The sequence below is a fragment of the Kitasatospora phosalacinea genome, from assembly GCF_000716545.1.
Lineage (GTDB): Bacteria > Actinomycetota > Actinomycetes > Streptomycetales > Streptomycetaceae > Kitasatospora > Kitasatospora phosalacinea.
Window position 1 is genome coordinate 16,054 of sequence record NZ_JNWZ01000067.1, and the last position, 20,695, is coordinate 36,748.

Annotated in this window: 17 protein-coding genes; 5 read left to right on the forward strand and 12 right to left on the reverse strand. The window is 74.7% G+C overall.

From position 1 onward, the window contains the following. Window positions 1-57: 57 nt before the first annotated feature. Together OO48_RS27460 and ligA are read right to left on the reverse strand one after the other, a co-directional pair. Complete coding sequence (locus OO48_RS27460) at window positions 58-1,983, reverse strand: hypothetical protein (RefSeq protein WP_051732917.1); 1,926 nt, start codon at window positions 1,981-1,983, stop codon at window positions 58-60. Between the two features lie 528 nt (window positions 1,984-2,511). Beyond that, window positions 2,512-4,590 (reverse strand): NAD-dependent DNA ligase LigA, encoded by a 2,079-nt coding sequence (gene ligA, locus OO48_RS27465; protein ID WP_033221025.1) that lies wholly within the window; start codon window positions 4,588-4,590, stop codon window positions 2,512-2,514. Between the two features lie 319 nt (window positions 4,591-4,909). Here ligA and OO48_RS27470 point away from each other — a divergent pair, with 319 nt between their 5' ends. Then, window positions 4,910-5,506, forward strand: coding sequence for a Dps family protein (locus tag OO48_RS27470; RefSeq protein ID WP_051732923.1), 597 nt, complete (start codon window positions 4,910-4,912; stop codon window positions 5,504-5,506). Between the two features lie 87 nt (window positions 5,507-5,593). Here the strand turns inward: OO48_RS27470 and bioD are convergent, their stop codons facing one another. From bioD to bioB, 3 genes are read right to left on the reverse strand one after another with little or no spacing between them, the layout of a single operon-like run. Then, a complete protein-coding gene (bioD, locus tag OO48_RS27475) occupies window positions 5,594-6,325 on the reverse strand; it encodes a dethiobiotin synthase (protein ID WP_033221029.1) in 732 nt (243 codons plus the stop codon). Between the two features lie 17 nt (window positions 6,326-6,342). Continuing rightward, entirely contained in the window at window positions 6,343-7,668 is a 1,326-nt protein-coding gene (locus OO48_RS27480) for an adenosylmethionine--8-amino-7-oxononanoate transaminase (protein ID WP_209439549.1), read from the reverse strand. Then, window positions 7,668-8,894 (reverse strand): biotin synthase BioB, encoded by a 1,227-nt coding sequence (gene bioB, locus OO48_RS27485; RefSeq protein WP_033221032.1) that lies wholly within the window; start codon window positions 8,892-8,894, stop codon window positions 7,668-7,670. Before bioB ends, OO48_RS27480 begins: the two co-directional genes overlap by 1 nt. 329 nt (window positions 8,895-9,223) lie before the next feature. On the opposite strand from bioB, the gene OO48_RS27490 reads away from it, so the two are divergent. Beyond that, complete coding sequence (locus tag OO48_RS27490; protein WP_033221034.1) at window positions 9,224-9,952, forward strand: hypothetical protein; 729 nt, start codon at window positions 9,224-9,226, stop codon at window positions 9,950-9,952. Here OO48_RS27490 and OO48_RS27495 read toward each other — a convergent pair. The 4 genes from OO48_RS27495 to OO48_RS27510 form a co-directional block, all read right to left on the reverse strand. Further along, the gene (locus tag OO48_RS27495; RefSeq protein WP_033221036.1) at window positions 9,939-11,168 is read right to left on the reverse strand and encodes an MFS transporter; all 1,230 of its coding nucleotides are present in this window, start codon (window positions 11,166-11,168) and stop codon (window positions 9,939-9,941) included. The two genes, OO48_RS27490 and OO48_RS27495, sit on opposite strands and share 14 nt — an antisense overlap. 149 nt (window positions 11,169-11,317) lie before the next feature. Then, window positions 11,318-11,809: an RrF2 family transcriptional regulator gene (locus OO48_RS27500; RefSeq protein ID WP_033221037.1), complete on the reverse strand. Its 492-nt coding sequence runs from the start codon at window positions 11,807-11,809 to the stop codon at window positions 11,318-11,320. A 150-nt stretch (window positions 11,810-11,959) separates the two neighbouring features. Beyond that, complete coding sequence (locus OO48_RS27505) at window positions 11,960-12,376, reverse strand: (2Fe-2S) ferredoxin domain-containing protein (protein ID WP_033221038.1); 417 nt, start codon at window positions 12,374-12,376, stop codon at window positions 11,960-11,962. Window positions 12,377-12,458: 82 nt separating this feature from the next. Continuing rightward, on the reverse strand, window positions 12,459-14,420 hold the full coding sequence (locus tag OO48_RS27510) for a heavy metal translocating P-type ATPase (RefSeq protein WP_033221039.1): 1,962 nt from the start codon (window positions 14,418-14,420) through the stop codon (window positions 12,459-12,461). 98 nt (window positions 14,421-14,518) lie between these two features. Between OO48_RS27510 and OO48_RS27515 the strand changes: the two genes are divergently transcribed. Beyond that, window positions 14,519-14,896: an ArsR/SmtB family transcription factor gene (locus OO48_RS27515; protein WP_033221059.1), complete on the forward strand. Its 378-nt coding sequence runs from the start codon at window positions 14,519-14,521 to the stop codon at window positions 14,894-14,896. A 114-nt stretch (window positions 14,897-15,010) separates the two neighbouring features. Here the strand turns inward: OO48_RS27515 and OO48_RS27520 are convergent, their stop codons facing one another. From OO48_RS27520 to OO48_RS27535, 3 genes are all read right to left on the reverse strand, one after another. Beyond that, window positions 15,011-16,099, reverse strand: a complete 1,089-nt coding sequence (locus tag OO48_RS27520; protein WP_033221041.1) for a glycoside hydrolase family 11 protein — start codon at window positions 16,097-16,099, stop codon at window positions 15,011-15,013. 370 nt (window positions 16,100-16,469) lie between these two features. Continuing rightward, entirely contained in the window at window positions 16,470-17,078 is a 609-nt protein-coding gene (locus OO48_RS27530; RefSeq protein ID WP_157845547.1) for a hypothetical protein, read from the reverse strand. 246 nt (window positions 17,079-17,324) lie between these two features. Further along, the gene (locus tag OO48_RS27535) at window positions 17,325-17,939 is read right to left on the reverse strand and encodes a TetR/AcrR family transcriptional regulator (protein WP_051732919.1); all 615 of its coding nucleotides are present in this window, start codon (window positions 17,937-17,939) and stop codon (window positions 17,325-17,327) included. A 136-nt stretch (window positions 17,940-18,075) separates the two neighbouring features. Between OO48_RS27535 and OO48_RS27540 the strand changes: the two genes are divergently transcribed. Both OO48_RS27540 and OO48_RS27545 read left to right on the forward strand, forming a co-directional pair. Next, entirely contained in the window at window positions 18,076-18,999 is a 924-nt protein-coding gene (locus OO48_RS27540) for an SDR family oxidoreductase (RefSeq protein WP_033221047.1), read from the forward strand. A gap of 123 nt (window positions 19,000-19,122) precedes the next feature. Next, on the forward strand, window positions 19,123-20,106 hold the full coding sequence (locus tag OO48_RS27545; RefSeq protein WP_033221049.1) for an alpha/beta hydrolase: 984 nt from the start codon (window positions 19,123-19,125) through the stop codon (window positions 20,104-20,106). The last annotated feature ends 589 nt before the right edge of the window (window positions 20,107-20,695 follow it).

Below are 20,695 nucleotides of genomic sequence, written 5' to 3' on the forward strand. Positions count from 1 at the left end.
CGGTCGTTCTCCTTCAAGGCCGGTCGGACAGGGTTCACAGTAGTGCAGCGGCACGTCTCAGCCGACGGCCGGAGCGGCCGGAGCCGACGGGGCGGCCGGGGCGGCCGGGGCCGCCGAAGCGTCGGGGGCCGCCGAGGGAGCGGGGACGGGCGGGAGGAGGGTCGGGAGGACGGTCGGGTGCAGGGCCGCGACACCCCGGGCGTCGGCCAGCAGCAGCAGGCCGTCCGGCGTCAGGTCGGCGCCGCCCAGCGGCTCGGCGGAGAGGAACACCGCGACCTGCTCGCCCGCCCGGCCGTCCGCCCCCCGCGTCCACAGCCGCAGGTAGTCGCCACCGGTGCTGATCCCCAGCGGCGTGGCCGCCCGCTCCTCCTCGCTCAGCCGGGCCAACTCGTCGGCGGCCTCCACCGGTTCACCCGTCAGCGCGTCGTAGGCCGTCAACTCCGGCTCCCCGCCCGGCCGGTAGGCCACCAGCGCGGCGCCGCCGGCGGGCAGGACGGCCGCCGTGACCGCGCGGACCCCCGCCAGCGGCCGGGCCCAGAGCGTGCGCCACGGCAGCTCGAAGCCGAACTCCGGCGCGGGCCCGCCGTCCTGGCGGGCCCCGTGCTCCAGCAGCGCCGCCCGCAGCTCCGGGCCCAGCTCCTGCCGGATGAACAGCGGTGCCAGCCGCAGCCAGGTCCGGGCCGGCGGCGGCAACTGGGCCCCGCCCGCGACCAGGTGCTCGACGGCGGCCCGCAACCGGACCTGCTCGGCGTGCAGCAGGAACCCCGGCTCCTCCAGCAGCCCCGGCAGCAGGCCGCCCTCCAGCGCGTGGCCGACGAGCTGTTCCCGGACGTACGGCGAAGCCTGCGCCCACCGGCCCGGGCCCTCTCCGTCGAGGGTGGCCAGCAGGGCGGTCGCCAGCCGGCGCCGCACCTCGCGGACGGTGCTGCCGAAACGCTCGCGCAGCTCCGCCGCCAGCGCCGGGTGCACGATCCGGACGGCCGGGGGCCGCCCCTCCGCCGTGATCAGGTCGAAGAACGGCAGCAGCAGGTGCCGGCCGCCCGCCAGGGCCGGACCGAGGTCCTTGCCCGCCACCGCCGAGGCCAGCGGCCCCCACAGTTCGAGCGGAAGCGGCTCACCGGCCCCCGCCAGGGCCAGCGGGGCGAGCAGCCGGCGCAGGGTCAGCTCGGTCACCCCGTGCAGCTCGGCCTGCAGGTCGAGCGCGTCGCCGACCGTGCGCGGCATCGGAGTCGGCCCGTCCGGCAGGCTGCGCGAGGACCAGGCGGCCAGCCGCACCACCAGCGGGCCGGACGCGGTGCGCGCCAACCGCGCGGCGTCCTCCGGACGCGGGAGGGAGACCTCGGCCTGCAGCAGCAGCCCCTCCTCGTCCCGCCACGGATCCCGGTCGAGGTCGATCACCAGCAGCTGGTCGGCGGGCAGCTCCTTCGCCAGCCGGTCCGCCTCGGCCCGGTCCACGTCCGCCAGCAGCCGCACCCCGGGCGCCAGCGCCAGCGGCCGCAGCACCTCCTCGGTGACCCGGCCCGGCTCGCCCAGGTCCGGCAGGACGCCCGCCCGGTCGGCGTCCGCGACCACGGCCGTCACCGGCTGCTCCGGCGACCCGATCCCGGCCAGCCGCCCGGCCAGCTCCTCCGCCCGGACGGCACCCGGAGCGAAGTGGTCGGCCACCAGCCAGCGCAGCTGGAGCGCCGTCAGCCCCGTGGCACCGAACACCGGCGGCGCGGGCAGCTCACCCGGCGGCACGGTCGTCGGGTCCAGCGCGGAGACGTCGAGCCGCTCCCGGTGGGACGGCTCGCAGAGCATCAGGAACCCGGTCAGCAACCGGGACCGGCCGCTGCCGGAATCACCCGTGATGAGCACCGTGCGGGGCGCACCGGCCCCGCCGGAGCGCCAGGCCGCCAGGGCGCGCAGTGCCACCGCCCGCCCGCCCAGGTACGGGTGCGGCTGGTAGGGCTGGTGGACGGTGGTGGGGCTGGAGTCGGTCACGTCGAGGGTTCTCCGGTACGAGGGCGGTCGGGAAGCGGTCGGTGCTCGGTGCTCGGGGGCGGGGGGCCAGTGGTCCAGTACTCGGTGTTCAACGGTCGCACCAGGTGGGGAAGGATTCCAGAGCGGCGCCCGGGACGCAGCTTCCTGCTTATCCGCCGTTCCCCGGCCGCCGGAGCCTTCTCGGCAGGTTCTTCACAGGGGCCGGGAAATCCTCACCGACCGCTGCCGTGTTCTTCCCCCCGCGCGGAGAGCGGCCGAGTCCGCCACGGTCCGTTGCGACACGACGCCCCCGTTGTCCCTGTCGTCCCCAGTGCGGACGTCCGTGCCGACATCCGTGCGGGCACCAACTCGGCCCTCCCCGGCCGACCTTGTCCACCGGACCGCAATGTTAGCCGATTGATGGCCTCGGCTTTGTCTTCCCTTTGCGACGCGGAGGCCCGCCGGTTCACGGGCGGGAACGCCTCGGCCGTGAACCGACGGGCCGTCGAAGGAACGCGAAGGGGAGCGGGAGGGGGATAGAGAGGAGGGTCAGACCGCGACGAGCAGGTGGTCGGCGACCAGGGCGGCGAACTCCTCCGGGCCGAGGACGCGGACGCCCAGCTCCTCGGCCTTCGCCCGCTTCGAACCCGCCTTCTCGCCGGCCACCAGCAGGGTGGTGCGCTTGGAGACCGAGGAGGACGCCTTGCCGCCGGCCCGCTCGATCAGCTCGTTCACCTCGTTGCGGGACAGCGCGGCCAGCGGGCCGGTCATGCTGCCCGTCACCACCACCGCCTCGCCGGCCAGCGGGCCGCCCGCCGGTGCCTGCGCGACCCCGGCCGCGTCCGCCACGGGCGCGGGCACGGGCGCGGGCACGGGGAGGACCGGCTCGGTGACCCGGGTGCCCACGCCGAGCTCGGCCAGGCGGTCCAACAGGGCGGACAGCTCGGCGAGTTCGGAGACCACCAGGCGGGCCTTCTCCGGGCCGATGCCCTCCACCGCCGCCAGGGTCCCGGCGTCCGCCGCCCGGATCGCCGCCATCGAGCCGAAGTGCGCCGCGATCCGCCGCGACATGCTGCGGCCGGTGCCGCGCACGCCCAGCGCGCACAGCACCCGGTTCAGCGGGCGGGTGCGGGCGGCGGCGATCGCCGCGAGCAGGTTGTCGGTGCTGGTGGCACCCATCCGCTCCAGCGAGAGCAACTGCTCGCGGGTCAGCGTGAACACGTCCGCCAGGTCGCGGACCAGACCGGCCTCCACCAGCTGCACCGCCCGGGTCGAGCCCAGGCCCTCGATGTCCAGCTGGTCGCGGCCCGCCGCGTAGATGATCGAGGCCACCAGCTGGCAGTTGCGGCCCCGCACGCAGCGCCAGCGCTGCTCGCCGGTGTCGATCGCCTCCCCGCAGCGCGGGCAGGCGGTGGGGAAGACGATCGGCTGCTCGTCGCCGGTGCGCTCCTCCACCAGCGGGGCCTCCACCCGGGGGATCACGTCCCCCGCGCGGTAGACGAAGACCCGGTCGCCCAGCATCAGGCCGCGCCGCTCGATGTCGGCCGGGTTGTGCAGCGTCGCGAACGAGACCGTCACGCCGTCGATCACCACCGGCTCCAGCACGGCGCGCGGCGCGATGACGCCCGTCCGGCCCACCGCCCACTCCACGCCCAGCAGCCTGGTCACCTTGTGCTCGGCCGCGAGCTTGCGGGCCACCGCCCAGCGCGGCGCCCGCGAACCGGAGCCGGCCTGCGCCTGGTCGGCCGCGTCGTCCGCCTTCACCACCACGCCGTCGATGCCGAACGGCAGCGCGGCCCGCATCCCGGCGATCTCCTCGACCCGCCGCTGCACCTCCTCGACCGTCCCGCAGCGCAGCGGCGCGGCCGCCGTCGACGCCGCCGTGTTCGCCCCGAGCGCCGCCAGCCGCTCCAGCAGCGCGCTGTGCGTCGACTCCTCGCCCAGGCCCACCGCGTCGTACGCGAAGAACGTCAACTCGATCCGGTACGGCCGGTCCTTGGCCCGCAGCGTGCCCGCCGCGCCGTTGCGCGGGTTGGCGAACGGCACCGCGCCGTGCGCCGTGCGGATCTCGTTCGCCAGCTCGAACTGGGCGCGCGTCAGCAGCACTTCACCGCGCAGCTCGACGTCGACCGGCTCGGCGAGCCGGGCCGGCAGGCCCAGCACGTCGCCCGCGGTGTGCGTGATGTCCTCGCCCGCGAGGCCGTTCCCGCGGGTCAGCACCCGCCGCAGCGCGCCCGCCTCGTACCGGGCCGCGACCGCCAGCCCGTCCAGCTTCGGCTCCACGCACCACCCGGCCGGCGCCCAACCCAGCCGGCGCTCCAACGAGGCCGCCCAGTCGGCGAGTTCCTCCCCCGAGAACACGTTGTCCAACGACAGCATCGGCACGCTGTGCGGTACGTCCCCCTCCGCGGCGCCGCCCGCCACCTTCCCGGTCGGCGACTCGGCCAGCACCTCCTCCGGGTGCGCCTGCTCGTACGCCGCGATCGCCCGCGCCAGCGCGTCGTACTCGTCGTCCCCGAGCGTCGTCGTCCCGTCCCCGTAGTAGGCGGCGGCGGCCCGCGCGGCAGTGGCGACGGCGTCGGCGTAATCGCCGGAAGAGAGCAGATCGGCGTTGTTCATGACCGTCATCCTTCCGGCCGGTACTGACAGCCGACCGGATCGGACGGGTCAGTCGCGACCGGAGCGGCGCCGGGCGAGCAGGGAGCGGACGGCCGGCAGCGCGAGGCCCGCGAGGAGCGCCGCGCCGGCGGCCCGACCTCCCGCGCACCCGTCCGGTCCCCGCCCGTGCGCACCGTCACCACCGCCTCGCCCGGCCCGGGCGGGGCGCCCGCTCCGGCGGACGGGGGAGGCGTTCACCCGTTCGGCGGATCGGCAGCCATGACTCGCGCGGAATCGGGGAGGCGTCAGGGCGGCACCGTTCAGGTCCGACCCCGTGATCGACCCCGTGATGAGGAGAACCACCGTGGCCCGCTCCGCCAACCGCCCCGCCTACACCGTCCCCGGCCTGACCACCGAGCAGGGGGCGGAGCTGATCGCCGCGCTGCAGGGGCGGCTGAACGCGCTCAACGACCTGCACCTCACCCTGAAGCACATCCACTGGAACGTGGTCGGCCCGCACTTCATCGCCGTCCACAAGATGCTCGACCCCCAGGTCGACCGGGTGCGCCTGATGGCCGACGACGTCGCCGAGCGGATCGCCACCCTGGGCGGCGTCGCGTACGGCACGCCCGGGCGCCTGGTCGCCGAACGCGGCTGGGACGACTACAGCGTCGGCCGGGCCGACGCCATCGCCCACCTGGGCGCCCTCGACCTGGTCTACAACGGCGTCATCACCGAACTGCGCAACGCCGTCGAGCTGGCCGGCAAGATCGACCCCGCCACCGAGGACCTGCTCATCGAGCAGCTGCGCGACCTGGAGCAGTACCAGTGGTTCGTCCGCGCCCACCTGGAGAGCTCCAGCGGCACCCTCGCCACCGCGGGCGCCCCCACCGAGCAGCGCGCCGCCAAGAAGGCCGCCCGCAAGAGCACCAAGAACGCGGGCTGACCCACCGCACCCCCACGGAGGCCGCCCCCGCCCGGGGGCGGCCTCCGGCGCACCCGGGCGGCGGGGAGGCGCCGGGGCCGGGGTCCGTCAGGCGCTCCGGTGGGCGGCGGTGAAGGCGGCGGCGTCCCAGTCGCCGCCCAGGGTCGGGGCGAGGGCGGCGGCGGCGAAGGGGCGGAAGGTGGTGGAGGTGTGGGCGGCGGCGCCGGCCGGGAGGGCGCCGAGGAGGGGAGCGTCGGCGGCGGTGGGGAGGTCGGCGAGGTTGCAGCGGGTGGCCAGGTCGGGGGCGGCGGGCCAGCAGCCGATGACGACGCCGCGCAGCGGCAGGGCGCGGTGGCGCAGGGCCTCGGCGGTGAGGGCGGTGGCGTTCAGGGTGCCCAGGCCGGCCGCCGCGACGAGCAGGAACTCGACGTCCAGGCCGAGGTGCCGGCAGGCGGTCGCGAAGTCGGCCAGGGTGCGCCCCTGTTCGTCGTAGCGCACCAGCAGGCCGCCCGCGCCCTCGACCAGGACGGTGCGGTGGTCGGCGGCGAGCCCGGCCACCGCCTTGGCGACGTCCTCGGGGGCGAGGGCCGGCAGCCCGGCCCGGCGGGCGGCGGTCTCGGGGGCCAGCGGCTCGGGGTAGCGGGCCAGTTCGACCGGGCGCACCAGCGGCCCGGCCAGCCGGGCCACCTCGTCCGCGTCCCCCGGCTCGTCCGGGCCGAGCCCGGTCTGGCCGGGCTTGAGCACCGCCACCGGTTCCGGGCACAGCGCGGCGACCGCGGCGGTGGTCAGGGTCTTGCCGACCTCGGTGCCGGTGCCGGTGACGAACAGGACGGTGGACATGGTGCGGTTCCTAGCTGCTAGCTGTGCGAGAGGGTGGAGGCGGCGGCCGCGGCGGCGACCGCCCGGCCGATCGCGGCGACGTCGGCGTCCTCGGTGACGAACGGCGGCATGGTGTAGATCAGGTCGCGGAACGGCCGCAGCCACACGCCCTGTTCGACCGCGGCCGCGGTCGCCGCGGCCATGTCGACCGGCGCGTCCAACTGCACCACGCCGATCGCGCCCAGCACCCGGACGTCGGCGACCCCGGGCTGCCCGGCGCACGGCGCGAGCGCGGTGTGCAGCGCGGACTCGATCCGCTTCACCTCGCCGCGCCAGTCCTGTTCCAGCAGCAGGTCGATCGAGGCGTTGGCGACGGCGGCCGCCAGCGGGTTCCCCATGAAGGTCGGGCCGTGCGCCAGCACCGGAACCTCGCCGCGCGAGATGCCCTCGGCGACCCGGCCCGTGCACAGCGTCGCGGCCAGCGTCAGGTAGCCGCCGGTCAGCGCCTTGCCCAGGCACATCACGTCCGGGGCGACGCCCGCGTGGTCGGCGGCGAACAGTTCGCCGCTGCGGCCGAAGCCGGTGGCGATCTCGTCGAAGACCAGCAGCACGTCGTGCGCGTCGCACAACTCCCGTAGCACGCGCAGGTACTCGGGGGAGTGGAAGCGCATCCCGCCGGCGCCCTGCACCACCGGTTCGACGATCACGGCGGCCAGTTCGCCCGCGTGCCGCCCGATCAGCTCGGCCAGGTGCGCGACGTACGCGGGGTCGGCCGGGGCGTCGTACCCGGCGGGCGGCTCGGCGGCGAACAGCTGCCGGGGCAGCACCCCGCCCCACAGGTGGTGCATCCCGCCCTCGGGGTCGCACACCGACATCGGGTGGAAGGTGTCGCCGTGGTAGCCGCCGCGCCAGGTCATGACCCGGTGCTTCTCCGGCCGGCCGAGCGAGCGCCAGTACTGCAGGCACATCTTCAGCGCCACCTCGACCGAGACCGAACCGGAGTCGGCGAGGAAGACGTGCTGCAACGGCTCCGGCGTCAACTCGACCAGCTTGGCCGCCAGTTCGACGGCCGGACGGTGGGTGAGGCCGCCGAACATGACGTGGCTCATCGAGTCGAGCTGCCCGCGCACCGCCGCGTCCAGCACCGGGTGCCGGTAACCGTGGACCGCCGCCCACCAGGACGACATGCCGTCGATCAACTCCCGCTGCCCGCCCACCGGTTCGGCCAGCCGCAGGCGCACGCCCGCAGCCGACTCCACCACGAGGGGCCGCGCCGTGCCCGGCATCGGGCCGTACGGGTGCCAGACGTGCGCCCGGTCCAGTTCGAGCAACCGGGCGGTGTCCGGGGTGTGCTGACGATCCATCAGGCGTTCGGGGCCAGTTCGGTGCCGGCGCCGCGACGGCGGACCCGGACCAGGTCGGTGCGCGCCTCGTCCTCGGAGGCCGTCGAGGCCGTCGAGGACGCGGCTTCGACGGCCTCCGGGGCCTCGCCGTGTCCGCCGCACGGGCCGCAACCGGTGCCGCAGCCACCGCCCGTCCCGCAGGCGCTCTCCTCCTGGTGGCCGCCGCAGCCGGCGGCGGCGCGGGCGCGGTGGCGGGGGAGGGTGGTCTCCGCGGCGCCCTCCACCTCGAAGCCGGCGTCCTTGATCATGTCGAGGTCGGCCTGTCCGGCCTGGCCCTCGCTGGTCAGGTAGTCGCCCAGGAAGATCGAGTTGGCGATGTGCAGGCCCAGCGGCTGCATCGAGCGCAGGTGCACCTCGCGGCCGCCGGCGATCCGCACCTCGATGTCCGGGCAGACGAACCGGACCATCGCCAGGATCCGCAGGCAGCGCTGCGGGGTGAGGTTCCACTCCTCGGCGAGCGGGGTGCCCTCGAACGGGATCAGGAAGTTCACCGGCACCGAGTCCGGGTCCAGCTCGCGCAGCGCGAACACCACGTCGACCAGGTCCTCGTCGCTCTCGCCCATGCCCGCGATCAGGCCCGAGCAGGCCGACAGGCCCGCGCCGTGCGCCTTGGCCACGGTGTCCACCCGGTCCGCGTAGGTGTGGGTGGTGGTGATGTCGCCGTAGGTGGCCTCGGAGGTGTTCAGGTTGTGGTTGTACGCGTCGGCGCCGGCCGCCTTCAGCCGCTCGGCCTGGTTGTCGGAGAGCAGGCCCAGGCAGGCGCACACCTCGACGTGCTCGTCCGCGCCCTTGATCGCCGCGATGGTGTCCGCGACCCGGTCGATGTCCCGGTCCGTCGGGCCGCGCCCGCTCGCCACCAGGCACACCCGCTTCGCCCCGCCCGCGACGCCCGCGGCCGCCGCCTCGGCGGCCTGGTCCGGCTTCAGCCAGGTGTACTTGAGGATCTCCGCCTTCGAGCCGAGGCGCTGCGAACAGTACGAGCAGTCCTCCGGGCACAGCCCGCTCTTCAGGTTCACCAGGTAGTTCAGCTTCACCCGGCGGCCGAACCACTGCCGGCGCACCCGGCCGGCGGCCGCGACCACCTCCAGCAACTGGTCGTCGGTGGTGGCCAGCACGGCCAGCGCCTCCTCCCGGGTGGGCGGTTCCCGGCGAAGGCCCTTGTCGGTCAGGATGTCGAGGAGGTCCATGGCCCGATCCTGCCCGCCCCGCCCCGGCGTCCGCCAGAGGGAACCCGCCAGAAGATCGCCCGCAGGCTGTGCGAGTTGTCACAGTGTCGCGGCTCACAGTGACCGCCCGGGCCCCTGGCCCGCGGGTTCGGGCGGCCGGGGGACTGCCGGCCGGGTCGGCCGGCGGGAGCGGGCGGCCGGGGTCGACCACGATTCGAGCGAGGGGCGTTCGTCGACCTCGGCGCCCGGGTCGGCGGGGGCGACGGGGTCGGCGGGCGGAAACGGTCCGAAGTGGGCGTGCGTCCGACCCGAAGGGAGGACAGTCTGATCAACTGCATAGAATCTGCGCCATGACCATCCAGCGCGAGGCGCACGCGGACGACGGGCAGCCGGTGGCCGGGCACCGGGCGGTCGGTGAGCGGCGCCGGCTGGCGGCGCTGTGGAGCGCCGTCGGACTGCTCGCGGTCGGCGGGGTCTGGGTGGTCTCGACCCCGCACCACGGGGACGCGGGGGCGTCGACGCCCTCCGGGGACAAGTCGGCCACCGCCCCGGCCGTCGCGGGCCAGCCCGTGCCGCCGCTGACGGAGTCCCAGTCCTTCGTCTCGGAGCGGTACTTCCCCGCCCAGCGGGTCTACGAGTACGACAACTACCGGGCGCACCGTTCGGCCTCCCGGGAGGGGGCGGACTGCAAGGACGCCCAGGGCGACAAGACCCGGGACGTGCTGGCGGACCTGGCCTGCCAGGGCTGGATCGAGGTCGCGCTCACCAGGGCCGACCAGCCGGTGGTCTCCAGCGTCACGGTGCTGCGCTTCCTCGACGCGGACGCCGCGGCCAAGGCCCTGCAGACCGTCCGGGAGCGGGTCGGAGAGTTCGAATTCGCCTACCCGGACGGGCTGTCGGCCCCGGCCGCGGGTGCCAAGCCGATGTCGGCGGCCAAGGTCGAACTGGTCGGCCACCACATCACGCTGACCGTCTCGCGCTACCTCGACCACCGGGCCGGCGAGGCGCCGGACGAGGTGCTCAGGGCGAGCAACCGGTCCGCCGCGGCGGTCGCCGGCCTGCCGTTCATGTGGATGTAGCACCTGCGGCGGCGCCGCGCGCGGTCACCCGCAGCAGCACCCCGGCGGCCAGCGCCAGCACCGCCGCCAGCACGAACACCGGCGCCGCGCCCAGCGGCAGCACCACCCCGCCCAGCACGCTGCCCGCGCCGATGCCCAGGTAGATGCCGGAGGAGTTCAGCGACACCAGCAGCGGCCCCTGCTCGGGGGCGGCCGACAGCAGGCGCAACTGCTGCGGCGGCGTCTGGCACCAACTGCTCGCGCCCCACAGGAACACCAGCACCCCGACCACGGCCACCCCCGCCCGGACGTGCCCGGCCGCCAGACCGGCCAGCACCGCGAACGCCGCCGCCATCGCCGCGTACCCGGCCGTCAGCACCCGCACCGGCCCCCGCCGGTCGGCGAACCGCCCGGCCAGCAGGTTCCCCGCCACCGCGCCCGCCCCGTACAGCAGCAGCGCCACCACCACCGCCGTCCGCCCGGAGACCCCGACGGCGTCCAGCACCGGCACGCTGTACGAGTACGGGACGTAGCAGGCGGCCATCCCGAGCACCGTCAGCGGCAGCACCGTGAGCACCCCCGGGCGGCGCAGCGCCGCCAGCCGGGTGCGCAGCGGGACCGGCTCGGTGCCCGGCAGCGCGGGCAGCGCCAGGCGCACCGCGAGCGCGCACAGCGCGGTCAGCGCGGCGACCGCCCCCAGCGCGGCCCGCCAGCCCAGCCCGACGGCGGCCACCCGGCCCAGCGGCACGCCGAGCGCGGTGGCCGCCGTCAGCCCGCCGATCACCACCGCCAGCGCCCGCCCGCGCCGTTCGGGCCGCACCAGCGCCGCCGCGGTGGCCCCCGCGGTGGGGGTGAACGCGGCCGCGCCGAGCGCCGCGAGCACCCGGCCGGCCAGCAGCACCGGGTAGTTCGGGGCGAGCCCGGTGAGCGCGTTCGCGGCGGCCAGCAGCACCAGCGCGCCGGTCAGCAGGGTGCGCCGGGGCAGCCGGGCGGTGGCCACCGCGAGCAGCGGCGAGGCCAGCGCGTACACGGCGGCGAACAGGCTCACCGACTGCCCGGCGGCGGAGGTCGACACGTGCAGCGAGTCGGCCACCGCGGGCAGGAAGCCGGCGGTGACGAAGGCGTCGGTGCCGACCGCGAAGGTGCCGAGGGCGAGGACGGCGGCGAGGCCGAGGCCGGCCGAGGGCGGCGGCGGGGCGGGGGCCGGTGCGGGTGGGGCCTTGAGCGCTTCGGTCACGGGAAGGGTCCCTTCGGGCTTCGGACTTCGGGCTTCGAACTTCTGGCGGGAAGGATTCGGGACATCTGGTGTCCTGAATCATTCGGGACATGCTGTATCCGGAATTGCCGGACGCGGAAGGACCGGTCCGGTCGGCGGACGTTCGGACGTCAGACGGAACTACCGGCCAGCCGCGCGTAGTTGGCGCGGATCCTGGCCACCGACGCGGCCGGGGTGCCGGCCGCCAGGTCGGCCACGGTCTGTGCGGACAGCTCGCGCCGCCAGGCCAGTTCGGCCCGGCGCATCGCGGTGGAGACCCCGCACGGGCGGGCGAACTCGCGGACCGCCGCCCCCTCCGCGCCCGCCCCCCGCTGCCGGATCTCGGCGCAGGAGAACAACGGGTCCGGGCCCTCGACGGCGGCCACCACGTCCATCACGGTGATCCGCTCCGGCGCGCGGGCCAGCCGCACCCCGCCGCGCGGTCCGGGGGCGGAGGTCAACAGCCCGGCCCGGGTGAGCCGTTGCAGCACCTTGTTCAGGTACGTCGGCGACAGCTCGAACATCGCCGCGAGCCGGGCCGAGGGCACCGGGTCCGCGCCACCCACCCAGGCCAGGGTGAGGCAGCAGTGCAGCCCCCACTCCACGCCTTCGCTCGTCCGCATATTCAGGATGGTAGCTATCCGGAACCCCGCCGCGCCAGCAGCCCTGCTCCCGACCCTCCCGGCCCTCCCGACCGGGCGTCCCCCGCCCCCTGCCCCGCCGCCCCGCCGCCCCGGCGCCGCAGGCCCGGGCCCGGGCGCCGGGGTCCGGGCTCAACCGCCCAGCTGCTCCCGGACGCGCCGCGAGGGGGAGAAGACGTACAGGTCGAGGACGGCGGGGATCTCGGCCAGGCCGGGGCCGCCCGCCTCGATCCAGGCGGTGATGTCGGCGGACGCGTCGCGGTCGTTGACCAGCCCGAGCCAGACCGGCCGCCCGCCCGCCCGGCGGCCCTCCGCGGAGGGCTGCACCACGACCACGTTGGCGTGCTCGCAGGCGTCCAGGCAGGACACCGGGCGGACGGTGGCCACCTCCGCGAGGGCGCCGCGCAGTTCGGCGAGCTGGGCGGCGTGGTCGAGCTTCGGCACCTTCGGCGTGCCGCAGCAGCAGCCCCGGCAGACCGAGACGGTGCACCGGGCGGCCGCGCCCCGCTCGGGGGCCTCGGCGGTCTTCGTGCGGGCGCGACGGCTCATCGGGCACTTCCGGCGTTCTCGATCACGGTGGTCACGGCGGCGACCCTACCCCGCGCTGCCGGAGCGCACCCGCCCCGGCCGCTCACCGCCCCGCCCCCGGAACCGCACCGGCGGCCCGCCGCCACGCGGCGTCGCGCAGCAGGCGCAGCCCGTTCAGCCCGACCAGGACGGTGGACCCCTCGTGGCCGAGCACGCCCAGCGGCAGCGGCAGGGTCCCGGCCAGGTCCCACACCACCAGGACGCCGATGAACACCGAGGCGATCACCAGGTTCTGCGCCACCAGCGAGCGGGCCCGCCGGGAGAGCGCCACCACCGCCGGTACGGTGGCCAGTTCGTCGCGGACGACCACCGCGTCGGCGGTCTCCAGCGCGAGGTCGGAGCCGGCCCCGCCCATCGCGACACCGACGTGCGCGGCCGCCAGCGCGGGCGCGTCGTTGACGCCGTCGCCCACCACCAGCACCCGCCGCCCGGCAGCCTCCCACTCCCGCACCGCCGCGACCTTGTCCTGCGGCAGCAGCGCGGCCCGGACCTCGGTGATCCCGGCCTCCGCCGCCAACTTCCCGGCCGCGCGCGGATTGTCACCGGTGAGCAGCACCGGGGCCGTCCCGGTCAGGGCGCCCAGCGCGGCCACGGTGGCGGCCGCGTCGGGCCGCAGCCGGTCGGCGACGCCCAGCACGCCCACCGGCGCGCCGTCCCGGGAGACCAGCACGGCCGTCCGGCCCGCCGCCTCCAACTCCGCGACGCCGGCCAGCGGTCCGGTCGGTGCGGTGACCGCGACGGCGTGCCCGGCGACGGTCGCGCTGACGCCCACGCCGGGGGTGGAGGCGAAGTCGGTGGCGGCGGCCGGGGTCAGGCCGCGCTCGCGGGCGGCGGCCAGCACGGCGCGGGCCAGCGGGTGCTCGCTGCGGTGCTCGACGGCGGCCGCCAGCGCCAGCAGCCCGTCCTCGTCCAGGCCGGAGCCGGGCAGCGGGCGGACGTCGGTGACGCGGGGCGTGCCCTCGGTGAGGGTGCCGGTCTTGTCGAGCGCGGCGGCGTCCACCCGGCCCAGGCGCTCCATCACCACGGCCGACTTCACCAGCACGCCGTGCCGTCCGGCGTTGGCGATCGCCGACAGCAGCGGCGGCATGGTCGCCAGCACCACCGCGCACGGCGAGGCCACGATCATGAACGTCATCGCGCGCAGCAGCGAGTCGGTGAAGGCCGCGCCGACCAGCAGCGGCACCGCGAACACCGCCACGGTGGCGGCCACCATGCCCAGCGAGTACCGCTGCTCGACCTTCTCGATGAACAGCTGCGTGGGCGCCTTGGTCTCCGAGGCCTCCTCGACGAGCCGCACGATCCGGGCGATCACCGAGTCCGCGGCGTCCCGCTCCACCCGCACCCGCAGCGCGCCGGTGCCGTTCAGCGTCCCGGCGAACACCTCGTCGCCGGCCCGCTTGGCGACCGGCAGCGGCTCGCCGGTGATGGACGCCTGGTCGGCCTCGCTCGCCCCGTCCAGCACCCGGCCGTCCGCACCGATCCGCTCGCCGGGGCGCACCAGCACCACGTCGCCGACCGCCAACCCGTCGACCGGGACGGTCTGTTCGCCGCCGTCGGCGGACAGCCGGGTCGCCGTGGCCGGAGCCAGGTCGAGCAGGCCGCGCACCGAGTCGGCGGTCCGTGCGGTGGCCAGCGCCTCCAGCGCGCCGGAGGTGGCGAAGATGACGATCAGCAGCGCGCCGTCCAGCACCTGCCCGACCGCGGCCGCGCCCAGCGCGGCCACGACCATCAGCAGGTCGACGTCGAGGGTCTTCTCGCGCAGCGCCCGCAGCCCGGCCCAGCCGGGCTCCCAGCCGCCGCACGCGTAGGCCAGCGCGTACGGCGGGCCCCAGGCCCAGGCCGGGGCGCCGGACAGTTGCAGCGGCAGCGCCAGCAGGAACAGCGCCAGCGCGGCGGCGGCCCACCGGGCCTCGGGCAGCGCCAGGACCCGGGTGCGGCGGCGCGGCGTGGGGCCCGCCGGGGCGGCGGACCCGTCGGTCGGGCGCTCGATCAGGGTGGAGGACATGGCAGCGGGGTTCCTCGAAGGGGGAGCGGGGGAACGACCCGGCCACCATACATGAACATATGAAGGCTCGTTCATGCGTGCGTTGTACGATGGTCGGCATGGGTCACGGAGCTTCCCCCACCAAGAGCGCCCTCCCGCGCACCCCGCTGGACGCCGACAGCGCCGCCCGGATCGCCACCACGCTCCAGGCCCTCGCCACCCCCTCCCGGCTGCTGATCCTCTCCCGCCTGCGCGAGGGCCCCTGCGCCGCCACCGAACTCGCCCACGCCGCCGGCCTGGAGCAGTCCGCCTGCTCGCACCAGCTGCGCCTGCTGCGCAACCTCGGCTTGGTGGTCGGCCGCCGCAACGGCCGCTCGGTGGTCTACGAGCTGTACGACAACCACGTCGCCGCCCTCCTCGACCACGCCGTCTACCACAGCGAACACCTGCGGCTGGGCCTCAGCGACGCCGCCCCCGACGACCTCGACGCGCCCTGACCCCGGCCCCGCGCGGGCAGCACCGGCAAGCCCCCGGGACGGCGGACGGCACCGGGCCGCCCGGCCGCCCCCTGGGGGACGCGGCCGGGCGGCCCGGTGCCCGGTGGTGCCCGGTCAGCTCGCGGTGCAGGCGAGGGCCGGAGCGGTGTTGGTGCCGCTGTAGTTGGCGTTGAAGCCGAAGCTGGTGGTGCCGCCCGCCGCGATGCTGCCGTTGTAGGCGGCGTTGTTCACCGTGACGACCTGGCCGGACTGGGTGTAGGTGCCGCTCCAGAGGTTGGTGACCGTCTGGTTGCCGGCGTAGGTCATGGTGACCTTCCAGCCGTTGGTGGCGGTGGACCCGTTGTTCTTGACGGTCACCGCGCCGGTGTAGCCGGCGCCCCAGTCGGACGCGTTGGTGAAGGTCGCGGTGCAGCCGCTGCCGCCGGTGGAGCCGGACGGGCTGGGCGACGGACTCGGCGAGGGGCTGGTGCTGCCGGACGGGCTGGGCGACGGGCTGGAGGTGCCGCCCCCGTGGCTGACCGTGATGTTGGAGCTGCCGCTGCTGCCGTAGCCCTCGGTGGCCAGGATCTGGTAGTTCGGGGTGCCGAGGTTCAGGCCCGCCTTCGCCCAGGCGGTGAAGAAGTTGGACACGGTGATGGTGCCACCGGTGCGCTTCGACTGGCGGATCGCCCAGAACTGCGTGAAGTTCGAGTGGTCCCCCTCGATGGAGGGCGCGTTGGTGCGCTGCGTCGAGTACAGGTCGTACGTGCTGCCGTCGCTGATGACCGAGCCCAGCTTGGTGGCGCCCGAACTCGGGTTGTAGTTGCCGTAGTTGTCGACGATGTAGTACTCGATGAGCGGGTTGGTGGTCCAGCCGTACAGCGACAGGTAGCAGTTGCCGTTGCAGTTGAACGTGCCCGAGTAGGTCACGGGGTCGGTGCCGCCGGGGTTCCAGCCCTTGCCGGCGACGAAGTTGGTGACGTTGTTCCACGTGGTGCTGTACTGGCCGCCGGCGCCCAGGGTCATGGACGCCTGGCCGCTGTTCTGGCTCCAGAACGAGTAGAAGTACCCGTTGTTGGTGCCGGTGCTGTTCGACGAGACGGTCGTGTCGGCGTTCGCCGAGGTGGGGATGGTGAGCACGGCTGCGAAGGCCACGGCAAGGACGGACGCCTTGCCGGCGAGCCGGGAGAGGCGGCTGCCTCGGGTGGGACGGATGGGCTTCACGTGTGTGCTTCCTCTTCGTGGGGGCTGACGGAAGGGGTGCGGTGTGGCGTGACCCGGCGCAGCGCCGCGGCCGGGGTGGCGGCCGACGCGTGCGGGCGTCGTGCGACCGGGCGGGGGTGGCCGGTCGCGGTGGTCGACCTGGATCGGCGGTCGTGGGGTCTGCCGATGGCGACGATGCTGGCCCGCACCTGTCGGACTGTCAACACTTTCGACACGCTTGCGAAATGACCTGGAGCGGGCGGGGAGTCACCCCGTCGGAAGTATCCCCTGTTCAGAGCCTGTTTTTGGCGCCGCACCTGCCTGGTCGGGCAATTTCGAGGGAGTGACAGGTGGCGGTGCCCGGAAAGAACGGCAACCTGGGAGGGCCATTTCACTCGAAACTTTCGCACCTTCGGTCGATCGCTCCGGCCGGACGGCCCGGATGTCCGCCGTCCCTTCGGCCACGGGCTCGCCGTTCGACGGACCCGGCCGACTCCCCGGCGGGTTCGGGACGGCCGGTGCCCCCGATCAGCCGGCGGACGACACTCGGCGTGATCGGCGCGTCCCCGGCGGCGGCCACCCGGGCGGCCGTCAGGGTCTCCTCCAGGCCGCCGTCCTTGGCCGGGAAGCCGCGGAAGCCTGCGGCTGGGCCTATACGGTGGTGACCGGCTGGCACCGGAACGGGTGGAGCGTGCTGGACCATCCGTCCTCGCAGCGTCGGCCCTTGACGGACCGGCTCGAACTCGAGCCGCAGCTGCCGGCTGCGGTCCGGGGCGGTCCGCGGCCGTTCGGTGAGGTCGTCGAGATCCCACTCGTCCAGGACCTCGAACGCCTCGCCCGGCACGTCGAGAACGACCCTCACCCGATCGACCGCCACGCGCGCCTCGCGCGCCGGCACCTCCCGGTGGACGACCGGGAGAACGTCAAGGACGAGCCCGGCTTCGCCCCCGTCCCCGCGCAACCCGGTACGGACCACCTCACGGCCGGCGTCCTCGTCCAAGCACCGGAGGACCTGGGCATCACGCACGGCGACGGTCCAGCCCTTACGCCCGTAAACCACCGCGCTCCGTCACAGTGGAAAGCCAGAGGGCAACACCCGAACGGAGGGGTTGTGGTCAGCCTTCCGAGGGCGTGTCACCGGGCACCGTAACTCGGGCCCGTTCGCGAGCTGGACGAGGCCCAGGGTCTTCCGAGCCGGGGGCCTGCGGAGACCGCGCGCCCCGTGCGGAGAGGGCGTCCGCCGCGCTCACGGCGCGTTCTCCTGGCCTTGGAAGCTCGCGTCGTCGGTCGTTGCGGAGTGTTCGGCGGGCGCGGTGAGGTGCCTGGTGGCGTCCAGGGTCTCCCGAATGTGCCGGGCGAGGGTGTGCTGGTCGGCGTCGTTGATCCAGCGGTCGAAGGCGACCTTGAACGCGGCGATCCCGATTTCGGCCGCGAGTGCCGCGGTGGCGGAATCCAGGCCGCGCCCCCGAAGCGCGTGGTCGAGGGTGGAGACGAGTGAGGCCTGTTTGGCCAGTTCGCGTTCCTGCAGTTCGGGATTGGCGGCGATGACGGCTTGGCGCTGCCGTACCAGTTCTGCGCGTTCTTCGAAGACCGGAGCGGCTTCGGTCAGCGCGTGTGTGATCACCTCCAGTGGCGCCAGGGAGTCGGCGGCGGCCGTGGCGTGCGCGAGGACGTCGACCAGGGCGTTGGGCTGGAAGAGGACTTCCCGCTTGTCGACGAAGTGCCGGTAGAAGGTGCGTTCGGTGACCTCGGCCCGGGCGGCGATCTCCGCCACGGTGGTGGCTTCGAAGCCCTTGTCGTTGTAGAGCTCCATCGCCGCCTTCTCCAGTCGGCCTCGCGCATCGGGTTTCCATCGGCTCATGCTCCGATCCTACACACCGATGACAGAATCTGACATCAGAGTGATGACAGTGACTGACATGGGTGCTACGGTGATGTCACGAACTGACATCACGGCTCTTCGCCCCGGCGGGGAGCCCGCAGCAAAGGGCAGCACCATGCGCGTATTCGTCACCGGAGCCTCCGGACATCTCGGCTCCGCGGTCGTTCCCGAGCTCATCAAAGCGGGGCACCAGGTCGTCGGGCTGGCACGCTCGGACAAATCCGCCGCCGCGTTGACGGCTGTCGGCGCCGAGGTGCACCGAGGCGACCTCGATGACCTCGACGGCCTCGCGGCGGCCGCCGCTGCGGCTGACGGGGTCGTCCACCTGGCCTTCAAGCACGACGCCATGTTCGCCGGCGACTTCGACGGCGCGGTCGCAGCGGATCTGCGCGCCGTCGACACGCTCGGGAACGCGCTCGCTGGCACCGGCAAGCCTCTGGTGGCCACATCGGGAACCGCGCTGTTCGCCTTCGCGGGACTGCAGGGCACCCTCACCGAGGCCGACGTGCTCGACGCGGGACCGCGGATCGAGGCCGAGAACGCGGTGGTCGCATTCGCCGACCGTGGCATCCGGTCGTCCGTCGTCCGGCTCACTCCGACCGTGCACAGCTCCCTGGACCACAACGGCTTCATCCCGACCTTCATCTCCATCGCCCGCTCCGAGGGCGTCTCGGCTTACGTCGGCGACGGGGCCAACCGCTGGCCCGCCGTGCACACGCTCGACGCGGCGCGCCTGTACCGGCTGGCGCTGGAATCCGCACCGGCGGGGTCACGGCTGCACGCCGTCGACGACGAGGGGATCACCTTCCGCCAGATCGCCGAGGGCATCGGCCGAGGGCTGAACCTGCCCGTGGTCAGCATCGCGCCGACCGAGGCCGAGGCCCACTTCGGCTTCCTGAGCGCTCACGCCCAGGCCGACAACCCGGCCTCCAGCGCGCTGACCCGCGACCTCCTGGGCTGGACGCCCGTCCAGCCCGGCCTCGTCGACGATCTCGGCCAAGGCCACTACTTCGATGCCCCCGCCACCACCGTGCGCTGAGCCCACCCCTCTTCTCCATCCCGGTCCGGTCCGCTCGCCCGTCCAGACGGCTCGGCGGAACCGGGCCACACCCGTCACTCCCTGCGCGACCGGCTGATGTGCAGCCGAAAAGAGACGAACAACATGAACACCAAGAACACACACGAGCGGATCGCCCCGGAACTCGCCGAGGTCCTGAAGGCCGTGCCGATGACGGAGGCAGGGGTGTTCGACCTCAGCGACCTGGAAGGCACGCGCGCCGGCGTCCGCGCCTTCGCCGAGGCGATCGCTGCCCAGATACCGGACGAGCCGTCCGTGTCGGTCGAAGAGGTCCGGGCGCCCCGCCCGGACGGATCCACCCTCGCCATCCGGCTGTTGCGGCCCACCGAGGAGGCCGGGCCACTGCCGGCACTGGTCTGGTTCCACGGCGGCGGGCAGGTCCTCGGGTACGCGGCCCAGGACGACCCCACCCTCAAGCACCTCGTCCTGGAGGTCGGCTGCATCGTGGCCTCCGTCGACTACCGGCTCGCGCCGGAGGCCCCCGCCCCGGCCGCCGCCGAGGACGGCCTGCTCGCCTACCGCTGGCTTCGCAGCCAGGCAGCCGCGCTCGGCATCGATGAGGACCGCGTCGCCCTGGCCGGGCAAAGCGGCGGCGGCGGTATCGCCGCAGCCACCGCGCTCATGATCCGCGACCAAGGCGGGCCGGCGCCGCTGTTCCAGGCGCTGAGCTACCCGATGCTCGACGACCGCAACACCACCACGTCCAGCCACGAGGTCACCGACATCGGCATCTGGGACCGCGCGACCAACATCCTGGCCTGGAAACTGATCCTCGGGGACCGCGCCGGCGCCGAGGAGGTGCCGCAGTACAGCGCACCCGCGCGCACAACGGACCTCACCGGCCTGCCGCCCACCTTCATCGCGGCCGCCGAACTCGACGTCTTCCGCGACGAGGACCTGAGCTACGCGACGCGGCTCCAGGCCAGCGGCGTGCCCGTCGAACTGCACCTGTACCCCGGCGCCTACCACGCCTGGGACCTCTTCGCCCCCGAAGCCGCAGTCAGCGCCGCCTACGTCCACGCCTGGCACGGATACCTGCGCCGCCAGTTCAGCACCCGTCAGCCCTGAGCATCCGTCACGGCCCGGCTGCAGCGGTGATGGCCGACAGGCCGCCACACGGACCTGCTGACAACCGGTAACCCGCCGAACGACCCGTCACCGCGCTCCTCCTGCATCGAGGGGCCCCGTCCCGTGCGGGGCGAGGCCCTGCGGTCGGGGCCGCATGCTCTGCGCGGGGTCCGTCGGGCTGCTGCTGTTCTCCGTCGGCGCGGTGGTGGCCCGCGTGCGGGCGAAGGCGTTCCACGGCATCGCCTTCCCGGCAGGTTTCCTGCTGTGGCGGCGGCCTCGGTCGGCCACTTCGCCTGAGGCCGCAACCGCCGTGTCGGTCAACGCCGTTGCCGCTCCGGCCGGACGCGGAAACGGCCGGAAGCGCCGTTCCCCGCCCGGTCGTCAGGAACCGGGCGGGGAACGGCGCGTGGCGGTCGCCGCCCGCAGCCGGGAGGAGGCTCCCTGCTCCTCGGGCTGCGGGCGGCGGCCGGGTCAGGCGCCGAACACCTGGAGTTCGGAGAGCTGTCCGGCGGGCCAGCCGGTGTTGCCGGTGACGGTCAGTCGCAGGTAACGGGTGGGCGTGGCGGGGAGGTTGACGGTGACGGTGTTG